21 protein-coding genes and 1 pseudogene are annotated in these 25,853 nt (G+C 54.5%); 21 read left to right on the plus strand and 1 reads right to left on the minus strand.

From position 1 onward, the window contains the following. Nucleotides 1-211: 211 nt before the first annotated feature. From mnmG to H8S59_RS04445, 19 genes and pseudogenes are all read left to right on the plus strand, one after another. Nucleotides 212-2,104: a tRNA uridine-5-carboxymethylaminomethyl(34) synthesis enzyme MnmG gene (mnmG, locus tag H8S59_RS04355; protein ID WP_187520617.1), complete on the plus strand. Its 1,893-nt coding sequence runs from the start codon at nt 212-214 to the stop codon at nt 2,102-2,104. 5 nt (nt 2,105-2,109) lie between these two features. Further along, a complete protein-coding gene (gene rsmG / locus H8S59_RS04360; RefSeq protein WP_187520632.1) occupies nt 2,110-2,745 on the plus strand; it encodes a 16S rRNA (guanine(527)-N(7))-methyltransferase RsmG in 636 nt (211 codons plus the stop codon). Between the two features lie 18 nt (nt 2,746-2,763). Further along, complete coding sequence (locus H8S59_RS04365; RefSeq protein ID WP_027901588.1) at nt 2,764-3,555, plus strand: ParA family protein; 792 nt, start codon at nt 2,764-2,766, stop codon at nt 3,553-3,555. 9 nt (nt 3,556-3,564) lie between these two features. Further along, a complete protein-coding gene (locus tag H8S59_RS04370; protein WP_095093123.1) occupies nt 3,565-4,437 on the plus strand; it encodes a ParB/RepB/Spo0J family partition protein in 873 nt (290 codons plus the stop codon). 146 nt (nt 4,438-4,583) lie between these two features. Next, nucleotides 4,584-4,991 (plus strand): F0F1 ATP synthase subunit I, encoded by a 408-nt coding sequence (locus H8S59_RS04375; RefSeq protein WP_027901590.1) that lies wholly within the window; start codon nt 4,584-4,586, stop codon nt 4,989-4,991. 16 nt (nt 4,992-5,007) lie between these two features. Continuing rightward, nucleotides 5,008-5,877 carry a F0F1 ATP synthase subunit A gene (atpB, locus tag H8S59_RS04380; RefSeq protein ID WP_027901591.1) on the plus strand — a complete coding sequence of 290 codons (870 nt, stop codon included), beginning with the start codon at nt 5,008-5,010 and terminating at the stop codon, nt 5,875-5,877. Nucleotides 5,878-6,024: 147 nt separating this feature from the next. Beyond that, complete coding sequence (atpE, locus tag H8S59_RS04385; protein ID WP_002555987.1) at nt 6,025-6,282, plus strand: F0F1 ATP synthase subunit C; 258 nt, start codon at nt 6,025-6,027, stop codon at nt 6,280-6,282. 57 nt (nt 6,283-6,339) lie between these two features. Further along, entirely contained in the window at nt 6,340-6,810 is a 471-nt protein-coding gene (locus tag H8S59_RS04390; protein WP_027901592.1) for a F0F1 ATP synthase subunit B, read from the plus strand. 12 nt (nt 6,811-6,822) lie between these two features. Then, nucleotides 6,823-7,359: a F0F1 ATP synthase subunit delta gene (locus H8S59_RS04395; RefSeq protein ID WP_095093122.1), complete on the plus strand. Its 537-nt coding sequence runs from the start codon at nt 6,823-6,825 to the stop codon at nt 7,357-7,359. Between the two features lie 21 nt (nt 7,360-7,380). After that, the gene (gene atpA / locus H8S59_RS04400; protein ID WP_032628510.1) at nt 7,381-8,925 is read left to right on the plus strand and encodes a F0F1 ATP synthase subunit alpha; all 1,545 of its coding nucleotides are present in this window, start codon (nt 7,381-7,383) and stop codon (nt 8,923-8,925) included. Nucleotides 8,926-8,975: 50 nt separating this feature from the next. After that, nucleotides 8,976-9,836 (plus strand): F0F1 ATP synthase subunit gamma, encoded by an 861-nt coding sequence (atpG, locus tag H8S59_RS04405; RefSeq protein ID WP_087269415.1) that lies wholly within the window; start codon nt 8,976-8,978, stop codon nt 9,834-9,836. 27 nt (nt 9,837-9,863) lie between these two features. Beyond that, on the plus strand, nt 9,864-11,243 hold the full coding sequence (gene atpD, locus H8S59_RS04410) for a F0F1 ATP synthase subunit beta (RefSeq protein ID WP_027901596.1): 1,380 nt from the start codon (nt 9,864-9,866) through the stop codon (nt 11,241-11,243). A 44-nt stretch (nt 11,244-11,287) separates the two neighbouring features. Beyond that, nucleotides 11,288-11,713, plus strand: coding sequence for a F0F1 ATP synthase subunit epsilon (locus tag H8S59_RS04415; RefSeq protein WP_027901597.1), 426 nt, complete (start codon nt 11,288-11,290; stop codon nt 11,711-11,713). 116 nt (nt 11,714-11,829) lie between these two features. Continuing rightward, a complete protein-coding gene (gene glmU / locus H8S59_RS04420; RefSeq protein WP_187520618.1) occupies nt 11,830-13,197 on the plus strand; it encodes a bifunctional UDP-N-acetylglucosamine diphosphorylase/glucosamine-1-phosphate N-acetyltransferase GlmU in 1,368 nt (455 codons plus the stop codon). A gap of 349 nt (nt 13,198-13,546) precedes the next feature. Continuing rightward, nucleotides 13,547-14,317, plus strand: coding sequence for a DeoR family transcriptional regulator (locus H8S59_RS04425; RefSeq protein ID WP_187520633.1), 771 nt, complete (start codon nt 13,547-13,549; stop codon nt 14,315-14,317). A gap of 10 nt (nt 14,318-14,327) precedes the next feature. Then, nucleotides 14,328-16,163 carry a glutamine--fructose-6-phosphate transaminase (isomerizing) gene (glmS, locus tag H8S59_RS04430; RefSeq protein ID WP_187520619.1) on the plus strand — a complete coding sequence of 612 codons (1,836 nt, stop codon included), beginning with the start codon at nt 14,328-14,330 and terminating at the stop codon, nt 16,161-16,163. 1,182 nt (nt 16,164-17,345) lie between these two features. After that, the gene (locus tag H8S59_RS04435; RefSeq protein ID WP_187520620.1) at nt 17,346-18,185 is read left to right on the plus strand and encodes a hypothetical protein; all 840 of its coding nucleotides are present in this window, start codon (nt 17,346-17,348) and stop codon (nt 18,183-18,185) included. A gap of 101 nt (nt 18,186-18,286) precedes the next feature. Then, nucleotides 18,287-18,502: pseudogene (locus H8S59_RS04440) on the plus strand (thiamine pyrophosphate-requiring protein); the annotation flags it as partial. Between the two features lie 653 nt (nt 18,503-19,155). Continuing rightward, nucleotides 19,156-20,037, plus strand: coding sequence for a hypothetical protein (locus H8S59_RS04445; RefSeq protein WP_187520621.1), 882 nt, complete (start codon nt 19,156-19,158; stop codon nt 20,035-20,037). Nucleotides 20,038-20,563: 526 nt separating this feature from the next. Here the strand turns inward: H8S59_RS04445 and H8S59_RS04450 are convergent. Continuing rightward, nucleotides 20,564-21,475: a hypothetical protein gene (locus H8S59_RS04450; protein WP_187520622.1), complete on the minus strand. Its 912-nt coding sequence runs from the start codon at nt 21,473-21,475 to the stop codon at nt 20,564-20,566. Nucleotides 21,476-22,001: 526 nt separating this feature from the next. Between H8S59_RS04450 and H8S59_RS04455 the strand changes: the two genes are divergently transcribed. Both H8S59_RS04455 and H8S59_RS04460 read left to right on the plus strand, forming a co-directional pair. Next, the gene (locus H8S59_RS04455; RefSeq protein WP_187520623.1) at nt 22,002-24,248 is read left to right on the plus strand and encodes an AAA family ATPase; all 2,247 of its coding nucleotides are present in this window, start codon (nt 22,002-22,004) and stop codon (nt 24,246-24,248) included. Beyond that, entirely contained in the window at nt 24,245-25,204 is a 960-nt protein-coding gene (locus H8S59_RS04460; RefSeq protein ID WP_187520624.1) for an HNH endonuclease family protein, read from the plus strand. Before H8S59_RS04455 ends, H8S59_RS04460 begins: the two co-directional genes overlap by 4 nt. Nucleotides 25,205-25,853: the final 649 nt, after the last annotated feature.

Below are 25,853 nucleotides of genomic sequence, written 5' to 3' on the forward strand. Positions count from 1 at the left end.
AAGGCCTGTAGCAATCTATCCACAGAAATGTGGCTCAGTATAAATAGCATTTAAAATAAGGTTTTATAAATCTTCTCTCTTTTTAATTTCTATATCTGAGACTTTTCCACAGCTGGTTAAATTTTGTGCAACGGGTTCCTTTCAGGGGGGTGAAGTCCCTATACTTGTCAGCTATCCCAATTTCCCATCTAGAACAGGCACGAGGTGCGTGGTGGATTTCCCTTCCCGTTTTGAAGTGATCGTCATCGGTGGCGGTCATGCCGGTACCGAGGCCGCACTGGCGTCGGCACGTATGGGTGTAAAAACCCTTTTGCTGACCCACAACGTGGAAACACTGGGCCAGATGAGCTGCAATCCCGCTATTGGCGGCATTGGTAAAAGTCATCTAGTCAAGGAAATCGACGCCCTGGGCGGCGCGATGGCGATGGCCACCGACAAAGGTGGTATCCAGTTCCGTGTGCTGAACAGCCGCAAAGGCCCTGCAGTCCGGGCAACTCGCGCTCAGGCAGATCGTGTTCTGTACAAAGCGGCTATCCGTGAAACCATCGAAAACCAGCCGAACCTGTGGGTATTTCAACAAGCCTGTGATGACCTGATCGTCGAGCAGGACGAGGTACGGGGCGTCGTGACCCAAATGGGCCTGCGTTTCATGGCCGATTCGGTCGTGCTGACGACCGGCACCTTCCTGGGTGGACTTATCCACATCGGAATGCAGAATTACTCGGGTGGTCGCGCCGGTGATCCGCCGTCAATCGCGCTGGCACATCGTTTACGTGAATTGCCATTACGAGTAGGTCGCCTGAAAACCGGTACGCCACCGCGCATCGATGGCCGTTCGGTGGATTTCTCGGTCATGACAGAACAGCCCGGCGATACACCCATTCCGGTTATGTCGTTCATGGGCTCCAAGGAACAGCATCCGTCGCAGGTCAGTTGCTGGATCACTCACACCAATGCCCGAACTCACGAAATCATTGCGGCCAACCTCGATCGTTCGCCCATGTATTCCGGCGTTATCGAAGGCGTGGGTCCACGCTATTGCCCGTCGATCGAAGACAAGATCCATCGGTTCGCCGACAAGGAAAGCCATCAGGTCTTCATCGAACCCGAAGGCCTGACGACGCATGAGCTTTATCCGAACGGCATTTCGACTTCGTTGCCGTTTGACGTGCAATTACAGATCGTCCGTTCGATTCGCGGTATGGAAAATGCCCACATCGTGCGTCCTGGCTACGCCATCGAATATGACTACTTCGATCCACGCGATCTGAAGTACAGCCTCGAAACCAAAGTCATCGCGGGTCTGTTCTTCGCAGGACAAATCAACGGTACGACCGGGTACGAAGAAGCCGGTGCCCAAGGTTTGCTGGCCGGGACCAACGCCGCTCTTCGCGCCCAGGGCAAGGAAAGCTGGTGTCCACGTCGCGATGAAGCGTACATCGGCGTGCTTGTGGATGACTTGATCACTCTTGGCACCCAAGAGCCGTACCGGATGTTCACGTCTCGTGCCGAATACCGCTTGATTCTGCGTGAAGACAACGCGGACTTGCGCCTGACCGAAAAAGGCCGCGATCTAGGTCTTGTTGATGATCACCGCTGGGCTGCGTTCTGCACCAAGCGTGAAAACATCGAACTGGAAGAGCAGCGCCTGAAAAGCACCTGGGTACGTCCGGGTACTGAGCAGGGCGATGCCATTGCCAGTCATTTCGGCACGCCGTTGACTCACGAATACAACCTGCTCAACCTGTTGACCCGACCGGAAATCGACTACGCCAGTCTGGTTTCCCTCACCGGCCATGGCAGCCCTGATCCGCAAGTCGCTGAACAGGTTGAAATCAAGGCGAAATACGCGGGTTACATTGACCGCCAGCAAGACGAAATTGCTCGGCTGCGTGCCAGCGAAGACACCAAGCTGCCTGAAGACATCGATTACACGACCATTTCCGGTCTGTCGAAAGAGATTCAGAGCAAGCTGGGGATAACTCGTCCAGAAACGCTGGGGCAGGCTTCACGAATCCCGGGCGTAACGCCGGCGGCGATTTCCCTGTTGATGATTCACCTGAAAAAACGCGGCGCGGGCCGTCAGTTGGAGCAAAGCGCTTGAGTTCTATGGTCACCCCGCAACATGCCGAAGAGTTATCCCGAGGCGCTCAGGAACTGGGAGTAAAACTCAGTGAAAGCCAGCACTCACAGCTGTTGGCCTATCTGGCCCTGTTGATCAAGTGGAACAAGGCCTACAACCTGACCGCTGTACGCAACCCGGACGAAATGGTTTCACGTCATCTGCTGGACAGTCTGAGCGTGGTGCCTTTTGTCGAGGGTGAACGCTGGCTGGATGTTGGAAGTGGTGGTGGCATGCCGGGCATTCCGCTAGCCATCATGTTTCCGGAGATGAAAGTGACGCTGCTGGACAGTAACGGCAAAAAGACCCGGTTCCAGACTCAGGTCAAACTTGAGCTCAAGCTCGATAACGTCGAAGTTATCCACAGCCGGGCCGAGTCCTTTCAACCGGAGCTGCCGTTCACCGGGATCGTTTCCCGTGCGTTCAGTAGCCTGGAAGACTTTACTGGGTGGACCCGTCACATGGGCGACACCAACACGCGATGGCTGGCGATGAAAGGCCTGCATCCGACCGATGAACTGGTAGCATTGCCCGCAGATTTCCGCGTGGATAGCGCACAAGCCTTGACCGTACCGGGTTGCCAAGGCCAACGCCATCTGCTGATACTGCGCCGCACGGCATGACTGGGAACACAAGCAAGCATGGCTAAGGTATTCGCGATTGCGAACCAAAAAGGTGGTGTGGGTAAAACCACCACCTGTATCAACCTCGCAGCATCGCTGGTCGCTACCAAGCGCCGCGTACTGCTGATCGATCTCGACCCTCAGGGCAATGCCACGATGGGCAGCGGTGTGGATAAACACGCCCTGGAAAACTCGGTTTATGACGTTCTGATTGGTGAATGCGATCTGGCTCAGGCCATGCAATTCTCCGAACATGGCGGCTACCAGCTACTGCCCGCAAACCGCGATCTGACGGCGGCCGAAGTTAATCTGCTCGAAATGAAGATGAAGGAGAGCCGCCTGCGCAATGCACTGGCGCCGATCCGCGAGAATTACGATTACATCTTGATCGACTGCCCACCGTCTCTGTCGATGTTGACGTTGAACGCGCTGGTCGCTTCAGACGGGGTTATTATCCCCATGCAGTGTGAATACTTTGCTCTGGAAGGTCTTAGCGACCTTGTGGATAACATCAAGCGCATTGGCGAATTGCTCAATCCAGCCCTGAAAATCGAGGGATTGCTGCGCACCATGTACGACCCGCGTCTGAGCTTGATCAACGACGTGTCTGCACAGCTCAAAGAGCATTTCGGCGAACAGCTCTACGACACCGTAATCCCGCGCAACATTCGTCTCGCCGAGGCACCGAGTTTCGGTATGCCTGTTCTGGCTTACGACAAAAGTTCTCGCGGTGCATTGGCCTACCTTGCTCTGGCAGGGGAAATGGTCCGCCGTCAACGGCGCGGTTCGCGCACAGCTCAGCCAACTTAAGGAAATCCCATGGCCGTCAAGAAAAGAGGTCTCGGACGTGGGCTGGACGCACTTCTGAGCAGTCCAACCGTCAGCTCCCTCGAAGAACAAGCCGTCAAGGCCGACCAGCGTGAGCTGCAGCACATCCCGCTGGAGCTGATTCAGCGCGGCAAGTACCAGCCACGTCGTGACATGGATCCGCAGGCGCTCGAAGAGCTCGCCCAGTCGATCAAGGCCCAGGGCGTGATGCAGCCGATTGTGGTGCGTCCGATCGGTGATAACCGTTTTGAAATCATCGCCGGTGAGCGTCGCTGGCGTGCGAGCCAGCAAGCCGCGATGGAAACCATCCCGGCGATGGTGCGCGATGTGCCGGATGAAACCGCTATCGCCATGGCGCTGATCGAGAACATTCAGCGCGAAGACCTCAATCCCATCGAAGAAGCAGTCGCGCTGCAGCGTCTGCAGCATGAATTTCAGCTCACCCAGCAGCAAGTGGCCGATGCGGTCGGCAAGTCGCGGGTCAGCGTTGCCAACCTGCTGCGTCTGATTGCGCTGCCGGATGTGATCAAAACCATGCTTTCCCACGGCGACCTGGAAATGGGTCACGCTCGCGCGTTGCTCGGTCTGCCCGAAGAACAGCAGGTGGAAGGGGCGCGACATGTTGTCGCACGTGGCCTGACGGTTCGCCAGACAGAAGCGCTCGTACGCCAGTGGTTGAGTGGAAAACCTGCGGCTGTCGAGCCGGCCAAGACCGATCCGGATATCAGTCGCCTCGAACAGCGTCTGGCCGAGCGGCTGGGCTCTGCGGTGCAAATCCGGCACGGGCAGAAGGGTAAAGGGCAATTGGTGATCCGGTATAACTCGCTGGATGAGCTCCAGGGCGTGCTCGCCCACATCCGCTGAAACAATTGCACTGTAGCGTGTAGTCGGAAATCACTACCTGAAGGTTGAATAGGGGCTGAACCGCCCCTATACTCTGCGCGCATTTTGTCGGCACAAATTATGCCAAGTTATTGATTTTGGCGGCCGACGCACGAGGAGCAGGAGTGATGGAGACACGCATGCCAAACCGCTTGCCGTTCCATCGACTGGCGGTTTTCCCGGTACTGCTGGCTCAATTTATTGTCCTGCTGCTGGCAGCCCTGGTGCTGTGGCAGTGGCACGGAGTCGTAGCCGGATATTCAGGGCTGTGCGGAGGCCTGATAGCATGGCTGCCCAATTTGTATTTTGCTCACAAGGCTTTCCGGTTTTCCGGGGCTAGAGCAGCGCAAGCCATTGTCCGGTCATTTTATGCCGGCGAGGCGGGCAAGCTGATTTTTACGGCAGTGCTTTTTGCACTGACCTTTGCAGGTGTGAAGCCATTGGCGCCGATAGCGGTATTCGGCGTGTTCATGTTGATCCAGGTGGTCAATTGGTTCGCTCCCCTGCTGATGAGAACAAGACTTTCGAGACCTTAGGGCGTTTGAGGCAAACATGGCAGAGCAAACAGCTTCGGGCTATATCCAGCACCACTTGCAGAACCTGACCTTCGGTCAGCTACCAGATGGCGGCTGGGGTTTTGCCCACACCGCTGCAGAAGCGAAGGAAATGGGCTTTTGGGCTTTCCACGTCGATACTCTCGGCTGGTCTGTTGCCCTGGGTCTGATTTTCGTTCTGATTTTCCGCATGGCGGCCAAGAAGGCAACTTCAGGGCAACCAGGCGCGCTGCAGAACTTCGTTGAAGTGCTGGTCGACTTCGTAGACGGTAGCGTGAAGGACAGCTTCCATGGTCGTAGCCCGGTAATTGCACCGTTGGCGCTGACCATTTTCGTCTGGGTGTTCCTGATGAACGCCGTCGACCTGGTTCCAGTTGACTGGATTCCTCAGTTGGCGATCCTGATTTCGGGCGATTCGCACATTCCTTTCCGCGCTGTTTCGACGACAGACCCTAACGCCACGCTTGGCATGGCTCTGTCGGTCTTCGCCCTGATCATTTTCTACAGCATCAAGGTCAAGGGCATCGGCGGCTTTATCGGCGAACTGACCCTGCACCCGTTCGGCAGCAAGAACATTTTTGTTCAGGCGCTGTTGATTCCGGTGAACTTCCTGCTTGAATTCGTGACTCTGATTGCCAAACCGATTTCGTTGGCACTGCGTCTGTTCGGCAACATGTACGCTGGCGAGCTGGTGTTTATCCTGATCGCCGTCATGTTCGGCAGCGGCCTGCTCTGGCTCAGCGGCCTGGGCGTGGTTCTGCAATGGGCGTGGGCTGTATTCCACATCCTGATCATCACCTTGCAGGCGTTCATCTTCATGATGCTGACCATCGTGTATCTGTCGATGGCTCACGAAGATAACCATTAAGACTCGCCTGGCGCGTCTGGATGTACCTCTCGCTTCGGCGAGAGGAGGCCGCAAGCGGGGAACCGCAAAGGCTGATGTAAAACGATTTGTTTTACCGCTTTAATCTAAGAAAACCTAACCAATACGACGTAAAAGTCGGGAGGAAAGATGGAAACTGTAGTTGGTCTAACCGCTATCGCTGTTGCACTGTTGATCGGCCTGGGCGCACTGGGTACTGCAATCGGCTTCGGCCTGTTGGGCGGCAAATTCCTGGAAGGCGCAGCTCGCCAGCCAGAAATGGTTCCAATGCTGCAGGTTAAAATGTTCATCGTTGCCGGTCTGCTCGACGCCGTAACCATGATCGGTGTTGGTATCGCTCTGTTCTTCACTTTTGCGAACCCCTTCGTTGGTCAACTCGCTGGCTAATCTCTCGATATTTCGAGGTGATTGGTGTGATGGACAACGAACGAGCGAGGTGTTGGCGTGAACATTAATGCAACCCTGATTGGCCAGTCCGTTGCGTTCTTCATTTTTGTGCTGTTCTGCATGAAGTACGTTTGGCCTCCGGTCATTGCGGCTTTGCACGAACGTCAGAAGAAGATCGCGGATGGACTGGACGCTGCCAGCCGAGCAGCTCGCGACCTGGAGTTGGCCCAAGAGAAAGTGGGTCATCAACTGCGCGAAGCTAAAACTCAGGCAGCCGAGATCATTGAGCAAGCCAAGAAACGCGGTACTCAGATTGTCGACGAAGCCCGTGAACAGGCCCGTGTCGAAGCTGACCGTGTGAAGGCTCAGGCTCAGGCCGAGATCGAACAGGAACTGAACGGTGTCAAAGACGCGCTGCGTGCCCAATTGGGTAGCCTGGCAGTCGGCGGCGCTGAGAAAATCCTGGGTGCCACAATCGATCAAAACGCGCACGCGGAGCTGGTTAACAAACTGGCTGCTGAAATTTAAGCGAGGGCGATCATGGCAGAACTGACCACGTTGGCCCGACCTTACGCTAAGGCAGCCTTCGAGCACGCCCAGGCCCACCAGCAACTGGCCAATTGGTCAGCCATGCTCGGCCTGGCTGCAGCGGTGTCGCAAGATGACACCATGCAGCGCGTACTCAAGGCCCCGCGACTGACGAGCGCAGACAAGGCCACCACTTTTATTGAAGTGTGTGGCGACAAGTTCGATGCCAAGGCACAGAATTTCATCCATGTCGTTGCCGAAAACGACCGTCTCCCGCTTCTGCCGGAGATCGCCGAACTGTTCGACCTGTACAAGGCCGAGCAGGAAAAATCGGTCGATGTGGATGTCACCAGTGCTTTTGCATTGAACCAAGAACAGCAAGACAAACTCGCCAAGGTTCTCAGTGCACGGCTCGGCCGGGAAGTGCGCCTGCATGCTTCGGAGGATGCCACCCTTATTGGTGGTGTCGTAATCCGAGCCGGCGACCTGGTTATCGATGGCTCAGTTCGCGGCAAACTCGCGCAACTAGCCGAAGCATTGAAATCTTGAGTTTGAAGGGGCAGCAGAGCAATGCAGCAACTCAATCCTTCCGAAATAAGTGAAATCATCAAGGGTCGCATCGACAAGCTCGATGTAACCTCCCAAGCCCGTAACGAAGGCACTGTCGTCAGCGTATCTGACGGCATCGTGCGGATTCACGGTCTGGCCGACGTAATGTACGGCGAGATGATCGAGTTTCCGGGCGGCGTCTACGGTATGGCGCTGAACCTTGAGCAAGACTCTGTAGGTGCTGTGGTACTGGGCGCCTACACGACTCTGGCTGAAGGCATGAGCGCCAAGTGCACTGGCCGCATCCTCGAAGTTCCGGTTGGTAAGGAACTGCTGGGTCGCGTAGTCGACGCACTGGGTAACCCAGTTGACGGCAAAGGTCCGCTGAACAACACCGAGACCGATGCGGTCGAGAAAGTTGCTCCAGGCGTGATCTGGCGTAAGTCGGTAGACCAGCCTGTACAGACTGGCTACAAGGCTGTCGATGCCATGATTCCAGTCGGCCGTGGCCAGCGTGAGCTGATCATCGGTGACCGTCAGATCGGTAAAACCGCTCTGGCCATCGACGCGATCATCAACCAGAAAGACAGCGGCATCTTCTGCGTATACGTAGCAATCGGTCAGAAACAATCGACCATCGCCAACGTTGTTCGCAAGCTCGAAGAAAACGGCGCACTGGCTAACACCATCGTCGTGGCTGCAAGTGCTTCTGAATCCGCTGCGTTGCAATTCCTTGCACCGTACTCGGGTTGCACCATGGGTGAATTCTTCCGCGACCGCGGTGAAGACGCGCTGATCGTTTATGACGATCTGTCCAAGCAAGCAGTGGCTTACCGCCAGATTTCCCTGCTGCTGCGCCGTCCACCAGGTCGTGAAGCTTACCCAGGCGACGTGTTCTATCTCCACTCCCGTCTGCTGGAGCGCGCATCGCGTGTTTCCGAAGAGTACGTAGAGAAGTTCACCAACGGCGCAGTGACCGGCAAAACCGGTTCCCTGACCGCACTGCCGATCATCGAAACTCAGGCTGGCGACGTTTCCGCGTTCGTTCCGACCAACGTGATTTCCATCACCGACGGTCAGATCTTCCTGGAATCGGCCATGTTCAACTCTGGCATCCGTCCAGCAGTGAACGCCGGTGTTTCGGTATCCCGTGTGGGTGGTGCCGCTCAGACCAAGATCATCAAGAAGCTCTCCGGTGGTATCCGTACCGCTCTGGCTCAGTACCGTGAACTGGCCGCATTCGCCCAGTTTGCTTCTGACCTGGACGAAGCGACCCGTAAGCAACTTGAGCATGGTCAGCGCGTTACCGAGCTGATGAAGCAGAAGCAATACGCACCAATGTCGATCGCTGACATGGCGCTGTCGCTGTATGCCGCTGAGCGTGGGTTCCTGACCGACATCGAAATCGCCAAGATTGGCAGCTTTGAACAAGCGCTGATTGCTTACTTCAACCGCGATCACGCCGATTTGATGGCGAAGATCAACGTGAAGGGTGACTTCAATGACGAAATCGACGCTGGCATGAAAGCCGGTATCGAGAAGTTCAAGGCCACCCAAACCTGGTAAGCCGCAGCGGGGGCCGAAAGGCTCCCGCTTGCTAACCTGATAGGTGTTACATGGCAGGCGCAAAAGAGATTCGCAGCAAGATTGCGAGCATCAAAAGCACGCAAAAGATCACCAGCGCCATGGAAAAAGTGGCGGTCAGCAAAATGCGCAAGGCTCAAATGCGCATGGCTGCTAGCCGTCCTTACGCGGAGCGCATCCGCCAGGTGATTGGTCATCTGGCCAACGCTAACCCGGAATACCGCCATCCGTTCATGGTCGAGCGCGCTGTAAAGCGTGTCGGTTATGTCGTGGTGAGCAGTGACCGTGGTCTGTGCGGTGGCTTGAATACCAACCTGTTCAAGGCTCTGGTCAAGGACATGGCGGTAAACCGTGAAAACGGCGTAGAGATCGATCTGTGCGTGGTTGGCAGCAAAGGTGCGGCATTCTTCCGCAACTTCGGCGGTAACGTCGTCGCTGCGATCAGCCACTTGGGCGAAGAGCCGTCGATCAATGATTTGATCGGCAGCGTCAAGGTGATGCTGGATGCCTACCTGGATGGCCGTATTGATCGCCTGTCCGTGGTATCCAACAAGTTCATCAACACCATGACCCAGCAGCCAACGGTGGAGCAATTGATTCCGCTGGTGGCGACCCCGGATCAGAAACTCAAGCACCACTGGGACTATCTCTACGAACCCGATGCCAAAGAGCTGCTTGACGGCTTGATGGTTCGCTACGTTGAGTCGCAGGTGTACCAGGCGGTGGTCGAGAACAACGCAGCTGAACAAGCAGCGCGGATGATCGCGATGAAGAACGCCACAGACAACGCCGGTGATTTGATCAGTGATTTGCAGCTGATCTACAACAAGGCGCGTCAGGCAGCGATCACCCAAGAGATCTCGGAAATCGTCGGCGGCGCTGCCGCGGTTTAACGGTTCAAATATTAGAGGAACCAGCTAATGAGTAGCGGACGTATCGTTCAAATCATCGGCGCCGTGATCGACGTGGAATTCCCACGCGATAGCGTACCGAGCATCTACAACGCGCTGGAAGTCAAAAGCGCGGCAGGGACCACCCTGGAAGTTCAGCAGCAGCTGGGCGACGGCGTGGTTCGTACCATTGCGATGGGCTCCACCGAGGGCTTGAAGCGTGGTCTGGAAGTTTCAGACTCTGGCAAAGCCATCTCCGTACCAGTCGGTAAAGCGACTCTGGGCCGGATCATGGACGTGCTGGGCAACCCGATCGACGAAGCTGGCCCGATCGACACCGAAGAACGCTGGGGCATTCACCGTCCTGCGCCGTCCTTCGCTGAACAGGCTGGTGGCAACGATCTGCTGGAAACAGGCATCAAGGTTATCGACCTGGTTTGCCCGTTCGCCAAGGGTGGTAAAGTCGGTCTGTTCGGTGGTGCCGGTGTAGGCAAAACCGTAAACATGATGGAACTGATCCGTAACATCGCCATCGAGCACAGCGGTTATTCCGTGTTCGCCGGTGTGGGTGAGCGTACTCGTGAGGGTAACGACTTCTACCACGAGATGAAGGATTCCAACGTTCTGGACAAAGTGGCACTGGTTTACGGTCAGATGAACGAGCCGCCGGGTAACCGTCTGCGCGTCGCACTGACCGGCCTGACCATGGCCGAGAAATTCCGTGACGAAGGTAACGACGTTCTGCTGTTCGTCGACAACATCTACCGTTACACACTGGCCGGTACTGAAGTATCCGCACTGCTGGGCCGTATGCCTTCCGCAGTAGGTTACCAGCCGACCCTGGCTGAAGAGATGGGCACTCTGCAAGAGCGCATCACTTCCACCAAAAACGGTTCGATCACTTCCATCCAGGCCGTATACGTACCAGCGGATGACTTGACTGACCCGTCGCCAGCGACCACGTTTGCCCACTTGGACGCAACCGTCGTACTGTCCCGTGACATCGCTTCCCTGGGTATCTACCCAGCGGTAGATCCACTGGATTCGACTTCGCGCCAGCTGGACCCGAACGTTATCGGCCAGGAACACTACGACACCGCTCGCGGCGTACAGTACGTGTTGCAGCGCTACAAAGAACTGAAGGACATCATTGCGATCCTGGGTATGGACGAGCTGTCGGAGACCGACAAACAGTTGGTTAACCGTGCTCGTAAGATCCAGCGCTTCCTGTCGCAACCGTTCTTCGTGGCTGAAGTCTTCACTGGTGCATCGGGTAAATACGTTTCCCTGAAAGACACCATTGCTGGCTTCAAAGGCATCCTCAACGGTGACTACGACCACCTGCCAGAACAAGCGTTCTACATGGTCGGCGGCATCGAAGAAGCGATCGAGAAAGCCAAGAAACTGTAATCCCAGCGCCCGGAAACGGGCGCTAATCAGGTCGAGGCAAGCAAATGGCTATAACAGTCCATTGCGATATCGTCAGCGCGGAAGGAGAAATTTTCTCCGGTCTGGTCGAGATGGTGATTGCGCACGGCAACCTGGGTGATATTGGTATCGCTCCAGGCCACGCGCCGCTGATCACTGATCTGAAACCAGGTCCGATCCGCTTGATCAAGCAGGGCGGAGCAGCCGAGGTGTTTTACATCTCCGGTGGTTTCCTCGAGGTTCAACCGAACATGGTCAAGGTGCTTGCCGACACTGTGCAACGTGCTGATGACCTGGACGAAGCCTCTGCTCAGGCAGCCGTAAAGGCAGCCGAGAAAGCCCTGAACGAAAAAGGCGCAGATTTCGATTATGGATCTGCAACTGCTCGTCTGGCCGAGGCCGCAGCCCAGCTGCGTACCGTTCAGCAAATTCGCAAGAAGTTCGGCGGCTAAGCCCGTCGTCTTCTGCGCGATTGAGAAAAAGGGTAGCCTCGGCTACCCTTTTTCTTTTTTCAGGATCAGCCGACGCTTGTGGATAAGTGACGCGGCGCGCCTCAGTTGGAAATCCCATGTCTCTTGATATCGTTATTCTCGCGGCAGGCCAAGGCACTCGCATGCGCTCGGCACTCCCGAAAGTTCTGCACCCTGTTGCCGGTGACTCTATGCTCGGCCATGTTATCCACAGCGCTCGGCAATTATCGCCGCAGCGGATCCACGTGGTGATTGGTCATGGTGCGGATATCGTCCGTGAGCGTTTGGCCGCCGACGATTTGAATTTCGTCATGCAGGACAAGCAACTGGGGACCGGACACGCTGTGGCCCAGGCATTGCCGGAACTGACGGCCGAGACCGTGCTGATCCTCTATGGCGATGTACCGCTCATTGAAGTTGAAACCCTTAAGCGTTTGCTGAAACAGGTCAATGCCGAGCAACTGGGTCTGTTGACCGTCAATCTCGATGATCCAACCGGTTACGGCCGTATCGTGCGTGACGAGCAGAACCTTGTGCGAGCCATTGTCGAGCACAAGGACGCGACAGAAGCCCAGAAGGCTATCACCGAAGGCAACACTGGCATTCTCGCCGTCCCGGGCAAGCGTCTGGCGGACTGGCTGGGACGGCTATCAAACAACAACGCTCAAGGCGAGTATTACCTGACTGACGTGATTGCCATGGCCGTCAACGATGGTCTGGTGGTCGCCACTGAGCAGCCCCACGACGCCATGGAAGTTCAAGGCGCCAACGACCGCAAACAACTCGCCGAGCTGGAGCGTCACTATCAGTTGCGCGAAGCTCGCCGCTTGATGGCGCTGGGCGTAACGTTGCGCGATCCAGCTCGTTTCGATGTACGAGGTGACGTGACAGTGGGGCGCGATGTGCTCATCGACATCAACGTCATCCTTGAAGGCCGGGTCATCATTGAAGACGACGTGGTCATCGGCCCGAACTGCGTGATCAAAGACAGCACCTTGCGCAAAGGTGTGGTGGTTAAGGCAAACAGTCATCTCGACGGCGCGATCATGGGCGAGGGAAGTGACGCAGGTCCATTCGCTCGCTTGCGTCCGGGCAGCGTGCTGGGTGCCAAAGCGCATGTGGGTAACTTCGTCGAGTTGAAGAATGCGCGTCTTGGCGAAGGTGCCAAAGCCGGGCATCTGACCTATCTGGGCGATGCTGAAATAGGTGCGCGCACTAACATCGGTGCCGGCACGATCACCTGCAACTATGACGGCGCGAACAAGCACAAGACCGTGTTGGGTGAGGACGTCTTCATCGGCTCCAATAACTCGTTGGTTGCCCCTGTGGATATCTTGTCAGGGGCTACCACCGCTGCAGGCTCGACCATCACTCAAACTGTACCGGCGGAGCAGCTAGGCGTCGCCCGAGCGCGCCAACGCAATATCGAAGGCTGGAAGCGCCCGGTTAAAATCAAAAAAGACTGAAGTTATCCACAGGGTAGCTTTTCGTTCTCTGTCGGTGGGGCCACAGTGTATTTGAAATCGCACGGTCCTTGATGGATTGAGGGTTTCTGTTGGAGCGAGGCTTGCCCGCGAATCAATCGACTCGGTGGATCAGGCACATCGCGTTATCGTTCTTTCGCGGGCAAGCCTCGCTCCAACAGATTCCGCGTTCGTTGTGCGACAGCGCGGTGTCAGCGAAAAAGGGCGACCGCCTACAGAATCTGCATTCCAAATCCATGATCGGCCCTCAGAGTCATCACATCAGGCTTGACGCCTTACTTCGAATAGGTTTTGATTGCCTTCGTTATCTTACGAATCGAAACTTAAGCAGATCATGTCGAAACGCAATACACCTCAAAGACGTCACAACATCCTTGCGTTGCTCAGCGAGCAGGGCGAGGTGAGTGTGGACGAATTGGCGAAGCGCTTCGAAACTTCCGAAGTTACGGTTCGCAAGGATCTGGCTGCACTCGAAAGCAATGGTCTGCTGTTACGTCGCTATGGCGGTGCGGTCACGTTGCCTCAAGAGCTGATCAGCGAAAGCTCACAGCCTGTTTCCAAGTACAAGCAAGCCATCGCCAGAGCTGCGGTGAAGCGAATTCGCGAGCACGCGCGCATCATCGTCGACAGCGGCAGCACTACTGCAGCGCTGATTCCCGAACTGGGCCAGCAACCTGGCCTGGTGGTGATGACCAACTCCCTGCACGTTGCCAGTGCACTGAGCGAACTTGAGCATGAGCCTGTTCTGTTGATGACCGGTGGTACCTGGGACCCGCATTCGGAGTCCTTCCAGGGCCAGGTCGCGGAGCAGGTGCTGCGCTCATATGATTTTGATCAGTTGTTTATCGGTGCCGACGGCATCGATCTGGCTCGCGGCACCACCACCTTCAACGAATTACTGGGCCTGAGCCGCGTCATGGCTGAAGTCGCCCGCGAGGTAGTGGTGATGGTCGAGGCGGACAAAGTGGGTCGCAAGATTCCTAATCTGGAGCTGCCCTGGAGCAGTATCCACACCCTTATTACTGATGATCGCCTGCCACCCGAGGCACGCGAACAGATACAAGCCCGCGGCATAACCTTGATTTGCGCCGCTGCCAGCTAGGAGAAAACTTATGTGTGGAATCGTCGGCGCAGTCGCTGAACGCAACATCACCGCCATCCTGATCGAAGGCCTCAAGCGCCTGGAATACCGTGGATACGATAGCGCTGGCGTTGCGGTGTTCAGCAATGCCGGTGTGCTCGATCGTCGCCGTCGTTCCGGCAAGGTCAGCGAACTGGAGCAGGCGTTGGCAGGCGAGCCACTGCTGGGCCGTCTGGGTATCGCCCACACCCGTTGGGCGACCCACGGCGCACCCTGTGAGCGTAATGCCCACCCGCATTTTTCTGGCGATGAACTGGCGGTTGTCCACAACGGCATCATCGAGAACCATGAACCCCTGCGCGAGCGCCTCAAAGGCTTGGGCTATGTATTTGTGTCCGATACGGACACTGAAGTCATCGTCCACTTGCTGCACCATAAGCTCAAGGACACACCTGACCTGACAGTTGCGCTTAAAGCTGCCGTCAAAGAGCTGCACGGCGCATACGGTCTGGCAGTGATCAGTGCCAAACAGCCAGACCGACTGGTCGCCGCCCGCAGCGGCAGTCCGCTGGTAGTGGGGCTGGGCCTTGGAGAGAACTTCCTCGCGTCCGACCAAATGGCGCTGCGTCAGGTCACCGATCGCTTCATGTACCTGGAAGAGGGCGATATCGCCGAGATTCGTCGTGAAAGCGTGCAGATCTGGTCGTTGGATGGCTTGCCGGTTGAACGTGAAGTCGTGCAATACCGTGAAGGCGCAGAAGCGGCCGACAAAGGCGAGTTCCGCCACTTCATGCTCAAGGAAATCCACGAGCAACCAAAAGTAGTGCAGCGCACGCTTGAAGGCCGTCTCGGCCAGCAGCAGGTTCTGGTGCAAGCGTTTGGTCCGCAAGCAGCCGAGTTGTTCGCCAAAGTGCGCAATGTGCAGATCGTTGCCTGCGGTACCAGCTACCACGCCGGCATGGTCGCGCGTTACTGGCTGGAAGGGCTGGCAGGTATTCCATGTCAGGTGGAAGTTGCCAGTGAGTTCCGTTATCGCAAAGTCGTGGTACAGCCGGACACGTTGTTTGTCTCGATTTCCCAGTCCGGCGAAACCGCTGACACCCTGGCCGCATTACGCAACGCCAAAGAGCTGGGCTTTCTCGCCAGCCTCGCCATCTGCAACGTCAGCATCAGCTCGCTGGTTCGCGAGTCCGACCTGACGTTGCTGACCCAGGCCGGTCCTGAAATCGGTGTGGCGTCCACCAAAGCCTTCACCACTCAACTGGTCGCGCTGCTGTTACTGACCCTGTCTCTGGGCCAGGTTCAGCGCACATTGGAAGAGGGGGTTGAAGCCGAGCTGGTTGAAGAACTGCGTCGTCTGCCGACTCGTCTGGGTGAAGCGTTGGCCATGGATAGCACCGTCGAGAAAGTCGCCGAGCTGTTCGCCGAAAAGAACCACACCCTGTTCCTGGGGCGTGGGGCTCAGTTCCCGGTAGCTATGGAGGGTGCGCTCAAGCTCAAAGAGATCTCCTACATCCACGCCGAAGCCTATCCGGCGGGTGAGCTCAAGCATGGTCCTTTGGCGCTGGTCGACAGCGACATGCCGGTCGTGACCGTTGCGCCCAACAACGAGCTGCTGGAAAAGCTGAAGTCCAACCTGCAGGAAGTCCGCGCCCGCGGCGGTGAATTGATCGTCTTCGCTGACGAACAAGCTGGTATGAGCAACGGCGAAGGCACACACGTCATCGCCATGCCGCACATCATCGATGCGCTGGCACCGATCCTCTACACCATTCCGCTGCAGCTGCTTTCGTACTACGTGGCGGTGTTGAAGGGCACGGATGTGGATCAGCCGCGTAATCTGGCGAAGTCGGTGACGGTGGAATGATTAGCCAAGGCTAAGGCGTGATTGGTCCTAGGTATTAAAAACTGTCGCAGATTGCTGGACTAGCGACACTATTGCTGATGACCCTTGGGGATTAAATCTGTCGCAGCTTTCTCGCGGGGGCGTAGCTGCAATGGTGGGCCCACAGGCGGTACCATTGGTACGCCGAGTTTTGTGAGGAAATTGTGTATAACCTGCTACGTGATGATATTGATCTTGAGTCCTTGGATTTATTTCCCAAGGGAGAGTCAGATGAAACGTTCAGATCAATAATTGCGAGATACTCAATCTTAAACTGTGATGGGTGATGCTTCGCTTGGAGTAGTGGCAGGGTTGGCACAGTTTGCCGCAGCACAGGGGCCGGGACAGCCTGCTCGACATACTTACGAAGGTGCGGACAAAGGGCTGAGCATTGAAGAAATCCTGTGTTGTGACTAGCGTATGCCACCCGCCGAAGCGCAGGCCGTTTTCTGCAAGCTACTCCACCACTCCACTCGCCCCAAGGCATTCGCACATCTCACCGAACAGCCGGTCACAGTCACTAAACCCGTAGAGCTTGGCCAGGAGATACAGCGCGTCATGGATGGCGCCAGCCAGGAGGGTTATGGAGGGCGGCGCCGAATTACCCCATTTGCCGACGCAAGACTGGTCTACTTCCAAACCGGCACAACCCCAGCATAGGCAATGGTTCGCCCGGAATCAGACTATGTCTCAGAGATCTCGGCGAGTGGGTCAATCCTACATTGGCCCCAACACCGCTACGGGTCCGTATCCACGCGTGCAGATTTAGACATCCGCGTTCCGGCCCTATGCTGTGCGACGGATGCTCGAAGCCTGGCGGGCTTAGATGCACTCCTCAGCAGGTAAAGCGTTGCGTTCATAGAGTTGGAATCTTCAAGAGGCAGCAATACTACGTGGTGACCTTCATTGTCATAAGGGAAACCACTTCCTGAATCTTTGTTACGCTCATCTAAATTATACCATGATATAAAAATCCGATTCTAATGCTGCAATCATTAATTTACAGGGGCATCTTCGCAGCGACAGCTGTGGCTACAAGAACGAACAGCAAATGAACGAAGCTCTCGTGCTAGGCAAATCCAATTAGTCGGTGCGATGATGAGCTGTCAGCGCCGACATATGGGGCGCAATCAATTTTTTCACCTTCTCATTCCGGATTTACCTATGAGTGTTCCTATAGATGTAGCTGTGCCTTTTTCCAATAAATACATGACTTATCTGCATCGAGTTGTCTTTTGGGCGTTGTTGCTATTAGCGCTGGGGTGGTGTCTCTACGCCTTGCGAGCCAACCTATTTAAAATGCTTGTGAATTTTGAATTCTTCGGGGCGCTCAAAACCCTTTATATCATTGGTTTTACTGCGAGCTTTTGGCCGCTGGTTTACATGGAGACGGTGGAATACATCTACTCCCGTATGGGAAAGAATGGCCGCCAGAGCTTGGAATATGCCAAATCACTCCAGAAAGACCTGGTGGTCACAACGCTTACTGCGCTAGCGTTAGCTTGTATTTACTGGCTCGACTCAGCTAGCTATGGGCTTTCAGGGATTGATATCGCTTTCGTTGGATTCCCATTGCTGATCAGTTCTTTGTACACGATGATTCAGTGCACGAAGGTTAAGATCGCTGGCAAATATGTGCGAAGGGGAGCGATCGCGTTTAATTTCTTCAAAACCCTGGCGTTCACTTCCGTAGCATTTTGGCTGCTGATTAAAAACTCGTCTGGGGAGCTGAAGACTGATCAAGCCCTTTATCTTCAAATTTCGGTGCTGTTGATCGGGCTGCATTTCTTTCTGACGAACAATCTCGTTTACTTGATGTTTAAGCAAGGCCGGGTCGAACCTTCTGCGTTCAGGCATTATTTTGTGCACCATGTGATCAGGTCTAAGCACGGGCTATACAACATGATGGAAGCCGAGATGGCTCCACTGAATCGCCGGTTGCAGGCGGAAAAAGCCAAGCATGCGCAAGAGGTACGCAAACGTCAGAAGAAAAACCCGCGCTGAATTGAAGCATCGAACGTTAAAGTCTGGACATCCATTCTCTGAACTGTTGAAAGGCACGCAAAAAAGCCCGGAAAGCTCCAGCGGTCAAGCTAGCCGTCAATGCTTGGCAAAAGGCGCTGAGCAGCTATGTGCCGGTATTGATCCAGTTCAAGACCGACCCTAACGCGGTGCCACTGCCACCGCATATCAAGCTCGGCCAGGCGAAAAAATTTGCCAGTACGTTGCCTGAGGGCGATCCGGACGAGGCAGGCGTTCTCAAGCAGACGGAGAAGCAGATCCTGAGCAGCATTCTGCCAGGAAAGGGCAAGGACGCATGAATGCCTCGGCGCCGACGACGCTGCCGAACGGTTCGGTCAGGGTGAAGCGTTGACAGGGGAAACCGATGGGCCAGCCATTGAGCCGCGTAATCAGGAATCCGGGATGCCGATACTGTTAACCGAAGCAGAACGCAATACTGAGCATGGCGTTATACGCCAGTCATGCTCTGATCCCGCGCGGTCGGAGACCCTGTGCACGTCGGGAAGTCCTCCGCACAGAAACTGGGAGATCTCGGCAATTCCCGGTGCGCAAGCACCGGGCGGAGCAGGAAAGGCCAAAAGCCGTAGACATCGAAAGATTTTTCGTCGATGGGATTCAGAAAGACCCAATGCAGCGATGGATTGAGCGACACAGCTAAGACCCGAGATTGCGATGAGACTTACTCCTCGCCTACTCAAAGCTGCTTTCGGCGGGGAAAGCCACTTAGCCATGCTTACGCGTCGGTCCGTTATTTTTCGCTCTACTTGATCTTCCCAATCTGAATGGATAGTTTGGTGCCGTCCTACCTGCGACTGGGCGAGTAGCTAACCGGGACACGACCGCTGCTTTACCAAACCTGCATCTTGGCTTTCTAAATCAAGGCTGACAGTAAATATAAAATCTTGCCTGCGTGTAGCACGCTGACTGTCTCCTGACTTAAGGAAGCTTCGCCATGCCCGATGTTATTGACCAAGCTGTAGCGTTTTTGCGTGCGTATTATGCCGAGCAAGGCATTCTCATCCGCTCTGCTCATGCGCACGCAGCGGTGGCAAATTATCTTGGCTTCAATTCCAAAATTGCACTCAAGAGTGATCACGATTTTGACTCGCACGATCAGAACCTGATCGCCTACCGCAACACGACACTGAAACTCCTCCACCAGCACATTCCCAAGATGAAGCCCACGCCACTCCAGTCATTGGACGTAACTGAGCTTGGGCTATTCATCCGTGCCGGGTTGATGCCCCCTTGCCAGGCTTGTGCGGTTAGGGCACCCACTGTGCGGCACTTTGTCGGTGGTGCCGATCATCCGCATGGCTGGCTTTGCCACCAGTGTTCTGACGGTTTTGAAATCAACTTCACATTCAAATGGTTGGAGCATGCGCCAGCGTTTCCTGAACGCGTAGCGCATGTGAAGATTAGCGTTACACCTCCGCGCAATTTGCCCGAAGAAACCCTCCAGCGCATGGTGTTTGTGCTTCCAGAGTTCTTCGAAACTCCGCCAGATGGCTATGAATCCGAATCTATGCGTGTCGACTCGGCCTATTTCAATCGTGTCACTGCAGTTGGACAAGTGGTCGATAGACGCAACAGCCAGCGTCATGTACTGAGCTATCACCTCGTACAGAACGCATGGCTGGGTACCGTTTTCCACTACTGCGGCACTGTCGATCGGCAACAGTACGAGGCAAAGATCAAGGCAAAAATGCGCGAAAACATCATTGGTACCGTGGTGCGTTATTTGGCTGGCAGCCTGCCTGACTCTCGCTTGCTCAGCAAAGAAACACACCGTCATTATGTAGACTCTCTGCCTACTCATATCCCCGAAATCTGAATGTAGATTCAGTTAACCAAGTGCCTGCGAGGATGGGAGGTACAGCATTCATCTCCAACCACTCAGCCACAGCTACCTAGCCCTAATGGCCAGGTAGCTGCGTGAGCGCTCGGATCGTTCTCGCACTCAAGCGAAGCGGTCGACGGCGTTATCTGAGTGAAGGGTGAGAGCGAGTGTTGACGCCGATGTTGAATTGACCCAGTTGCCGAGATTTCACTGACCTAGGCTGATTCGTCGCGAACTATTGACTATGGCGGGTTTTTGCCTATTTGGAGGTGGGTCAGTCTTGCGTCGGCATATAGTTCGATTCGGTATCGGCCTCAACAATTATGGGCTCGAAATACTTTAGAGAGCTAAGGGCTTTACCAAAGGAGGTTAAAAGCGTGCGGACGTGGGCACAACAGCAGCTTGCCCGAAAAATGCTCCCCACGCTCAATTGAATTGACATTGAGTTCTGGTATTTGCTTTGCAGCTGGTCGGTCGATAGTAATCCGCCGCTGGCTATGGCTGGCGGCATACCATGGTGTTATTTAATAAAGGCCCGGCCGACCAAGTTTCGAGTTTTTGCTATGACATCGTATTCTGGTCTATCGTTGGAGTAGTAAGTCATATATTCGTCAAACATATGGTCGAACGCAAAATTAAGTGGCATGATATCACATCCTAATTTAAGATATTCGCTGAGCGCGGCTTTGTCGGCCGGTTCCAAGATAATATCTTTCTTTGAAATGTGTTGCTTTCCATTGATTGAACAATACTCATCCTTGAATTTTGAGCTTAAATTATATGGAATTCGCGACGATGACTTTGTCTGCTTCCAAGCGACCTTTGTTAGCAAGTGGGAATGTAGGTTCGCTAATTGAATGCATTGTTTGACAAAGCCGCCGAGCGATGTAATCGAACTCTTTAGTTCTTCATCATTTTCAAATGGCGAGTTAAGTGGCATTCTATATGAATAATACTCGCGTAAAAACCTTAGATTTTCCACCTTTTTTTTAGCGTCGGCGTGAATGATACTGTTGTGGCTGTGCGCATAGGTTGAGTAAAAAACGTTTAGCATTTTGCTGTGACTTATATCGTAAACGTTTTTTGTGGTTTGTTGCGGATTGAGATATATCACAGACCACATAGCATGAAGCGCAGAATAATATCCGAGATAATATGCGGCTGCCATGACACCTTCTTTTTCTGCCTTCTTTGACTCAAGGGCAAAATTGGTTGCGCTGAAACATAGTTTTAACGATTGACGAGCGCGCACTGACCATATCGCAGTTTCGTAGTCGTTCCAAGTGCCTACTAATGCGTGATACTTTCTCATCCAGGTATCGTGATACTCCTGCCTGGCACTGTTTGTGCGTAAATTCATGTCCAGATGATGAAAGCTGCAAATATATTCAAAATACGTTGATAGCGGTTTCCAGTTAGCTTCGATGGCCATTGATCTCTTCTTGGGCGATTGTTTTTTTGAGGTGGTGGATAGTGCTGATGTGGATGCATGTCTTTATAACACAACCTGATATATCTCTACCTCTGATGCTCATCGGTGGCGTAGGGTATGAAACACGTCAAGCGCTGCCGAGGTTTTCCAGCGGCAAAAATTTGCGATTGACGAATTGGTGTTCGATCGGGTGCTCAGTAGATGGAACTGATACGGTGATCAATTATGTAGCGAGAGGCTGATCATATTAAACCCGGGGTGGAAAAACACTGAGTAACACAGTATTTTCTAGTCACGTAGCCGCTTACAGGGTCGGTTGAGCTAGTTCGTTGAATGCTTTTAGGTGCCAGCGATACCAGGGTGTGTAATCGTCTACGCCGATGGTAATGACTTCCAGCTAGCACCGCTCGACTCCGTCGGCCTGGATGTGTCGGCCGAAGACAATGCAAGTGTTAATAGCTCGGATACGGTCGATCACGCTTAGAAATAGCATCGTGGAAACCCTGGTGCTTTTTGGGAGATAAAGATGATTTACGTCGACCGTTCCCGTATACCCATGCCGGAAAAACTCGGAGCCTCAAGCACTGGTGGAACCGAATTGCGACAGGCGAAGGAATTCTTCCGAGATAAGAAGAACGCTCAGCGCCGCTTCGAGTTCCGCGTTATGCACCTTCGCGAGGTACGTACTGCGCTTAGGGAATTGTTTTTCAATAAATGTGCTTATTGTGAGAGCTTTCTCCAGGTCGTCGCAGGCGAAGTGGACATGTATCGGCCAAAGGGTGGCGTGTCAGAAAATGCATTGCACCCAGGTTATTGGTGGTTGGCTGCTGAATGGAACAATTTGCTGATCGCCTGCCCCGACTGCAATCGCCAGCGCAGCCACGGCCTTGCCGATGATCACAAGGGGGTCAGCGGCAAGGGCAACAGATTCCCATTGTTAGATGAGTCAGCGCGATGCTTTGGCCCGCAAGACGACATATCTCTAGAGCAGCCATTGCTGTTGAACCCATGCGCTGACGATCCTGACGAGCACTTGGTGTTCGATTGGAATGGCCTAGTAACCAGCGATACTCTTCGCGGACAAACAACTATTACCGTCTTGGGCCTGAACCGCCCGGCGATTGTAGAAGCGCGGGCTCGAGAGGCTGAGATGTTTCGCTTCATGCTTAGCCAAGCAAACCTCTCCGTCGCGGGGGCGTCATCAACCACGACATTAGCATCTATCCTGAATGCTGTGGCGTTAGGAGTCGCTCCATACGCAGGTATGAAACGGCAGTTGCTCCGTAGAGCGCGGACCGAGCTCAAATATGTAGGGGGGCGTGACAAGGCTCCTATCAGCGCTGCACGACAGAAGCGAGCTAAGCGTGCTCTACAACAATTCGAGGCTGAGCAGTCTACTTACACTCTCGCTGACGAAGCAGGGCGCAGGATTGCACGGTCTCAGCAGCGCGCGATCGAGCGCATTTCGCTGCAAAACTTCAAAGGTTTGCGAGATGTTAAAATTGAGGTAGCAAAAAATGGAAATGGCGCTGGGTGGCTAATGCTGCTTGGTGAGAACAGCACGGGAAAGAGTTCAATTCTCCAGGCTATCGCTCTATGCCTAGCCGGAGCCGACTACTTCGCGACACTTGTGAACGACGGCAGAATAGTTCCGCGGGAACTCATTAATTCACGTACTCGGCGATGCACGATCAGCATCAAGCTGTCAGGATTTGTTGCTCCCCACCGGATGACCATAACTGCATCCGGAACGACCTTCGAGAGCCCATCTGGGAAATCCGCTGAGGTAACGGTATCCAAGCGCGAGGTTGTGGTATCAGGTGATAGCGAAGCTCGCTCGGCGCAGCTGGTACTGCTCGCCTATGGCGCTACTCGTCTGCTGCCACACAAGAGTCCAGCGCGATATGGCCTTGAGTTTGCGCGCATCGATAATCTCTTCGATCCTTTCCTCCCTTTGTTCGATGCCAACGAATGGCTTCTAAAACTCAATAGCAGAACATTCGCTAATGTTGCACTGATCCTCAAAGATCTGATGTCACTCGACGATGCCGCCCTATTGCATCGGCAAAAATCCCGCGTGTATGTTCACAGCCATGGAGACAACGCACCCATCCAACGGTTAAGCGATGGATTCCAATCCGTGGTCGCTATGAGCGTGGATATCTTGGAAGCTGCAATGCGTCTTTGGGGCAATTCCGAGACCGCCGAAGGTATTGTGTTGCTGGACGAAATCGGAGCTCATCTGCACCCGTCTTGGAAAATGAAGATCGTTTCCAGCCTGCGTCGCGCCTTTCCCGGCATCCAGTTCATCGTCACAACGCATGACCCATTATGTCTGCGTGGGCTGACCGAGGGGGAGGTGGTGGTAATGCGTCGTGACGAAGAGGGGCAGGTTGAGCCAGTTGCGGACCTCCCCTCACCTGGTGACTTCCGCGTCGATCAACTGCTCACGTCCGAGTTTTTTGGGCTTAACAGCACTGTGGATCCTGAAACTGAAGCTCTCTTTGATCGCTACTATGCGTTATTGGCCCTCAATCAACGCACTGCAGAGCACGAACAGGAGCTGGACCGACTTCAAAAAGTCCTGCGCGACCGCCGCTACGTTGGTGACACTGTGCGTGAACAGCTCATGTTCGAAGCTGTTGATAAAGTCCTCGCACAGCACCTCGTTGCAGGCAACTTCTCGATGCCGGAAATGAAGCAGGAGGCCGCCAAGGAGCTGGCTGAGATGTGGGATTCGACTGTGTCCGGCCTTGATGAGACCTCCCCATGATTCGCATTGAGAAAAACGCACAGACTCCAGCGCTGGATGTTTTCACGCATGCGTCGGTAGGTCCCAAAAACCAGAAGAAAACCCGTGCTGCAGCCGAGCTTGAAAGAGCGATAGCTTTTTTTACCAACCCTTCGAATTTCGCTAATGAGGAGAAGCTTTGTAAAAAGTCCTTCAATTTCGCCGTATACAAAGACAAGACGTTGGCTGAAAAGCTGGCGGGTATATTTGGCCGGAAATGCGCTTACTGTGAGAGCCGGGTGGCCCATGTAATGCCGAGGGAGATTGAACACTTTCGGCCCAAATCGGCGGTAGAGAACCCTACTCAGCCCGCGTTGCGTCCCGGCTACTACTGGCTAGGTGGCGACTGGACCAACCTATTGGTTGCATGCGTGGACTGCAACCGGGCACGAAACCATACGGTGCCAGGTCAGTCGGCTTCTGTGCGACTCGGGAAACATGCGCAGTTCCCTCTGGCGTTAGAGAATCAGAGGGTGCGTTTGCACGGGAGCGACATCTCTGCAGAAGAGCCCCATCGTTTGCTGATCCATCCATGCATAGATCAGCCTGAGGAGAGGTTCAAGTACGATGACGACGGACTGATCCTACCCAGAGATCCTCAAGATCTGCAGGCGACTACCTCCATCACGGTTTATGCATTGCAGCGCAAGTATCTGGTTGAGGAACGCAAGCGCGTACAGAACGATCTAGTGTTTAAGTTGGAGCTATTGAAATCCCTAGGCGCTGAATTCAACAGCATGCACGGTAGGGCGTCCCGCGCCGACCTTGATGAAAAGCGTCGTCAGCTGAACCTTCAAATGAGTTCGATTCGGCAGATGTTTGAGCCGGACGCCCCGTTTCTCGGTATGGTGAGGGACTATGTGCGTCGTCATGTAGCGGCAGGCCACTACAATGATCTTCTCCGCGCTGGACTTGATCTGCGTCGACTTGTGCCATAACGGCCCTGTATCAACCGACACAGCACTGGGCGTCCTCTGGATGTTGGTCGGGCTGGCGCACCGACACGACGCGCTGGCCAAGATCTAGGTTAGTGTCAAATGAGTGAAAAGGGCCAAGCGACTCTCAAATATCATGAGGCTGACGACCGCCGCGGACTTCTTCATCGAACTTCTTCGGGATGTTCTGTTGAAGCAATGAACATCAGCAGTGGTGATTCGCAGGGTGTCGAGTTGGTTAACCGCACCTTAGTGCTCACACCTGCTCGCGACGCAGATCCCAATTCTGAGTCAACTATCATTCAGGGTGAGTCGAGAAAGGCGTGCGATGTCGAGATATAAATTCTCCAGCGAGCAACGGTACGCAATATTTCTAGCCCACGGTATGAAATGCTACCTGTGCAAGGCCCCAGTCGATCTTATTTCAATGGTCGTCGACCATGTTCTGCCAGAGCACCTCCTCGACATCCCCTCGTTACTCCACTCCGCTAAGTCGAATCTCGGGCTATCCGCATCGTTCGATCTAAATTCGTTCGAAAATTGGATGCCGGCATGCAGTTCATGCAATGGGACGAAGTCATCAGTCCAATTTGAGCCTACTCCGCTTGTCCAGATACTCCTGCAAAAACTTGCAAAAAAGGCCGACGAAGCA

It is taken from the genome of Pseudomonas folii, from assembly GCF_014357575.1.
GTDB lineage: Bacteria > Pseudomonadota > Gammaproteobacteria > Pseudomonadales > Pseudomonadaceae > Aquipseudomonas > Aquipseudomonas folii.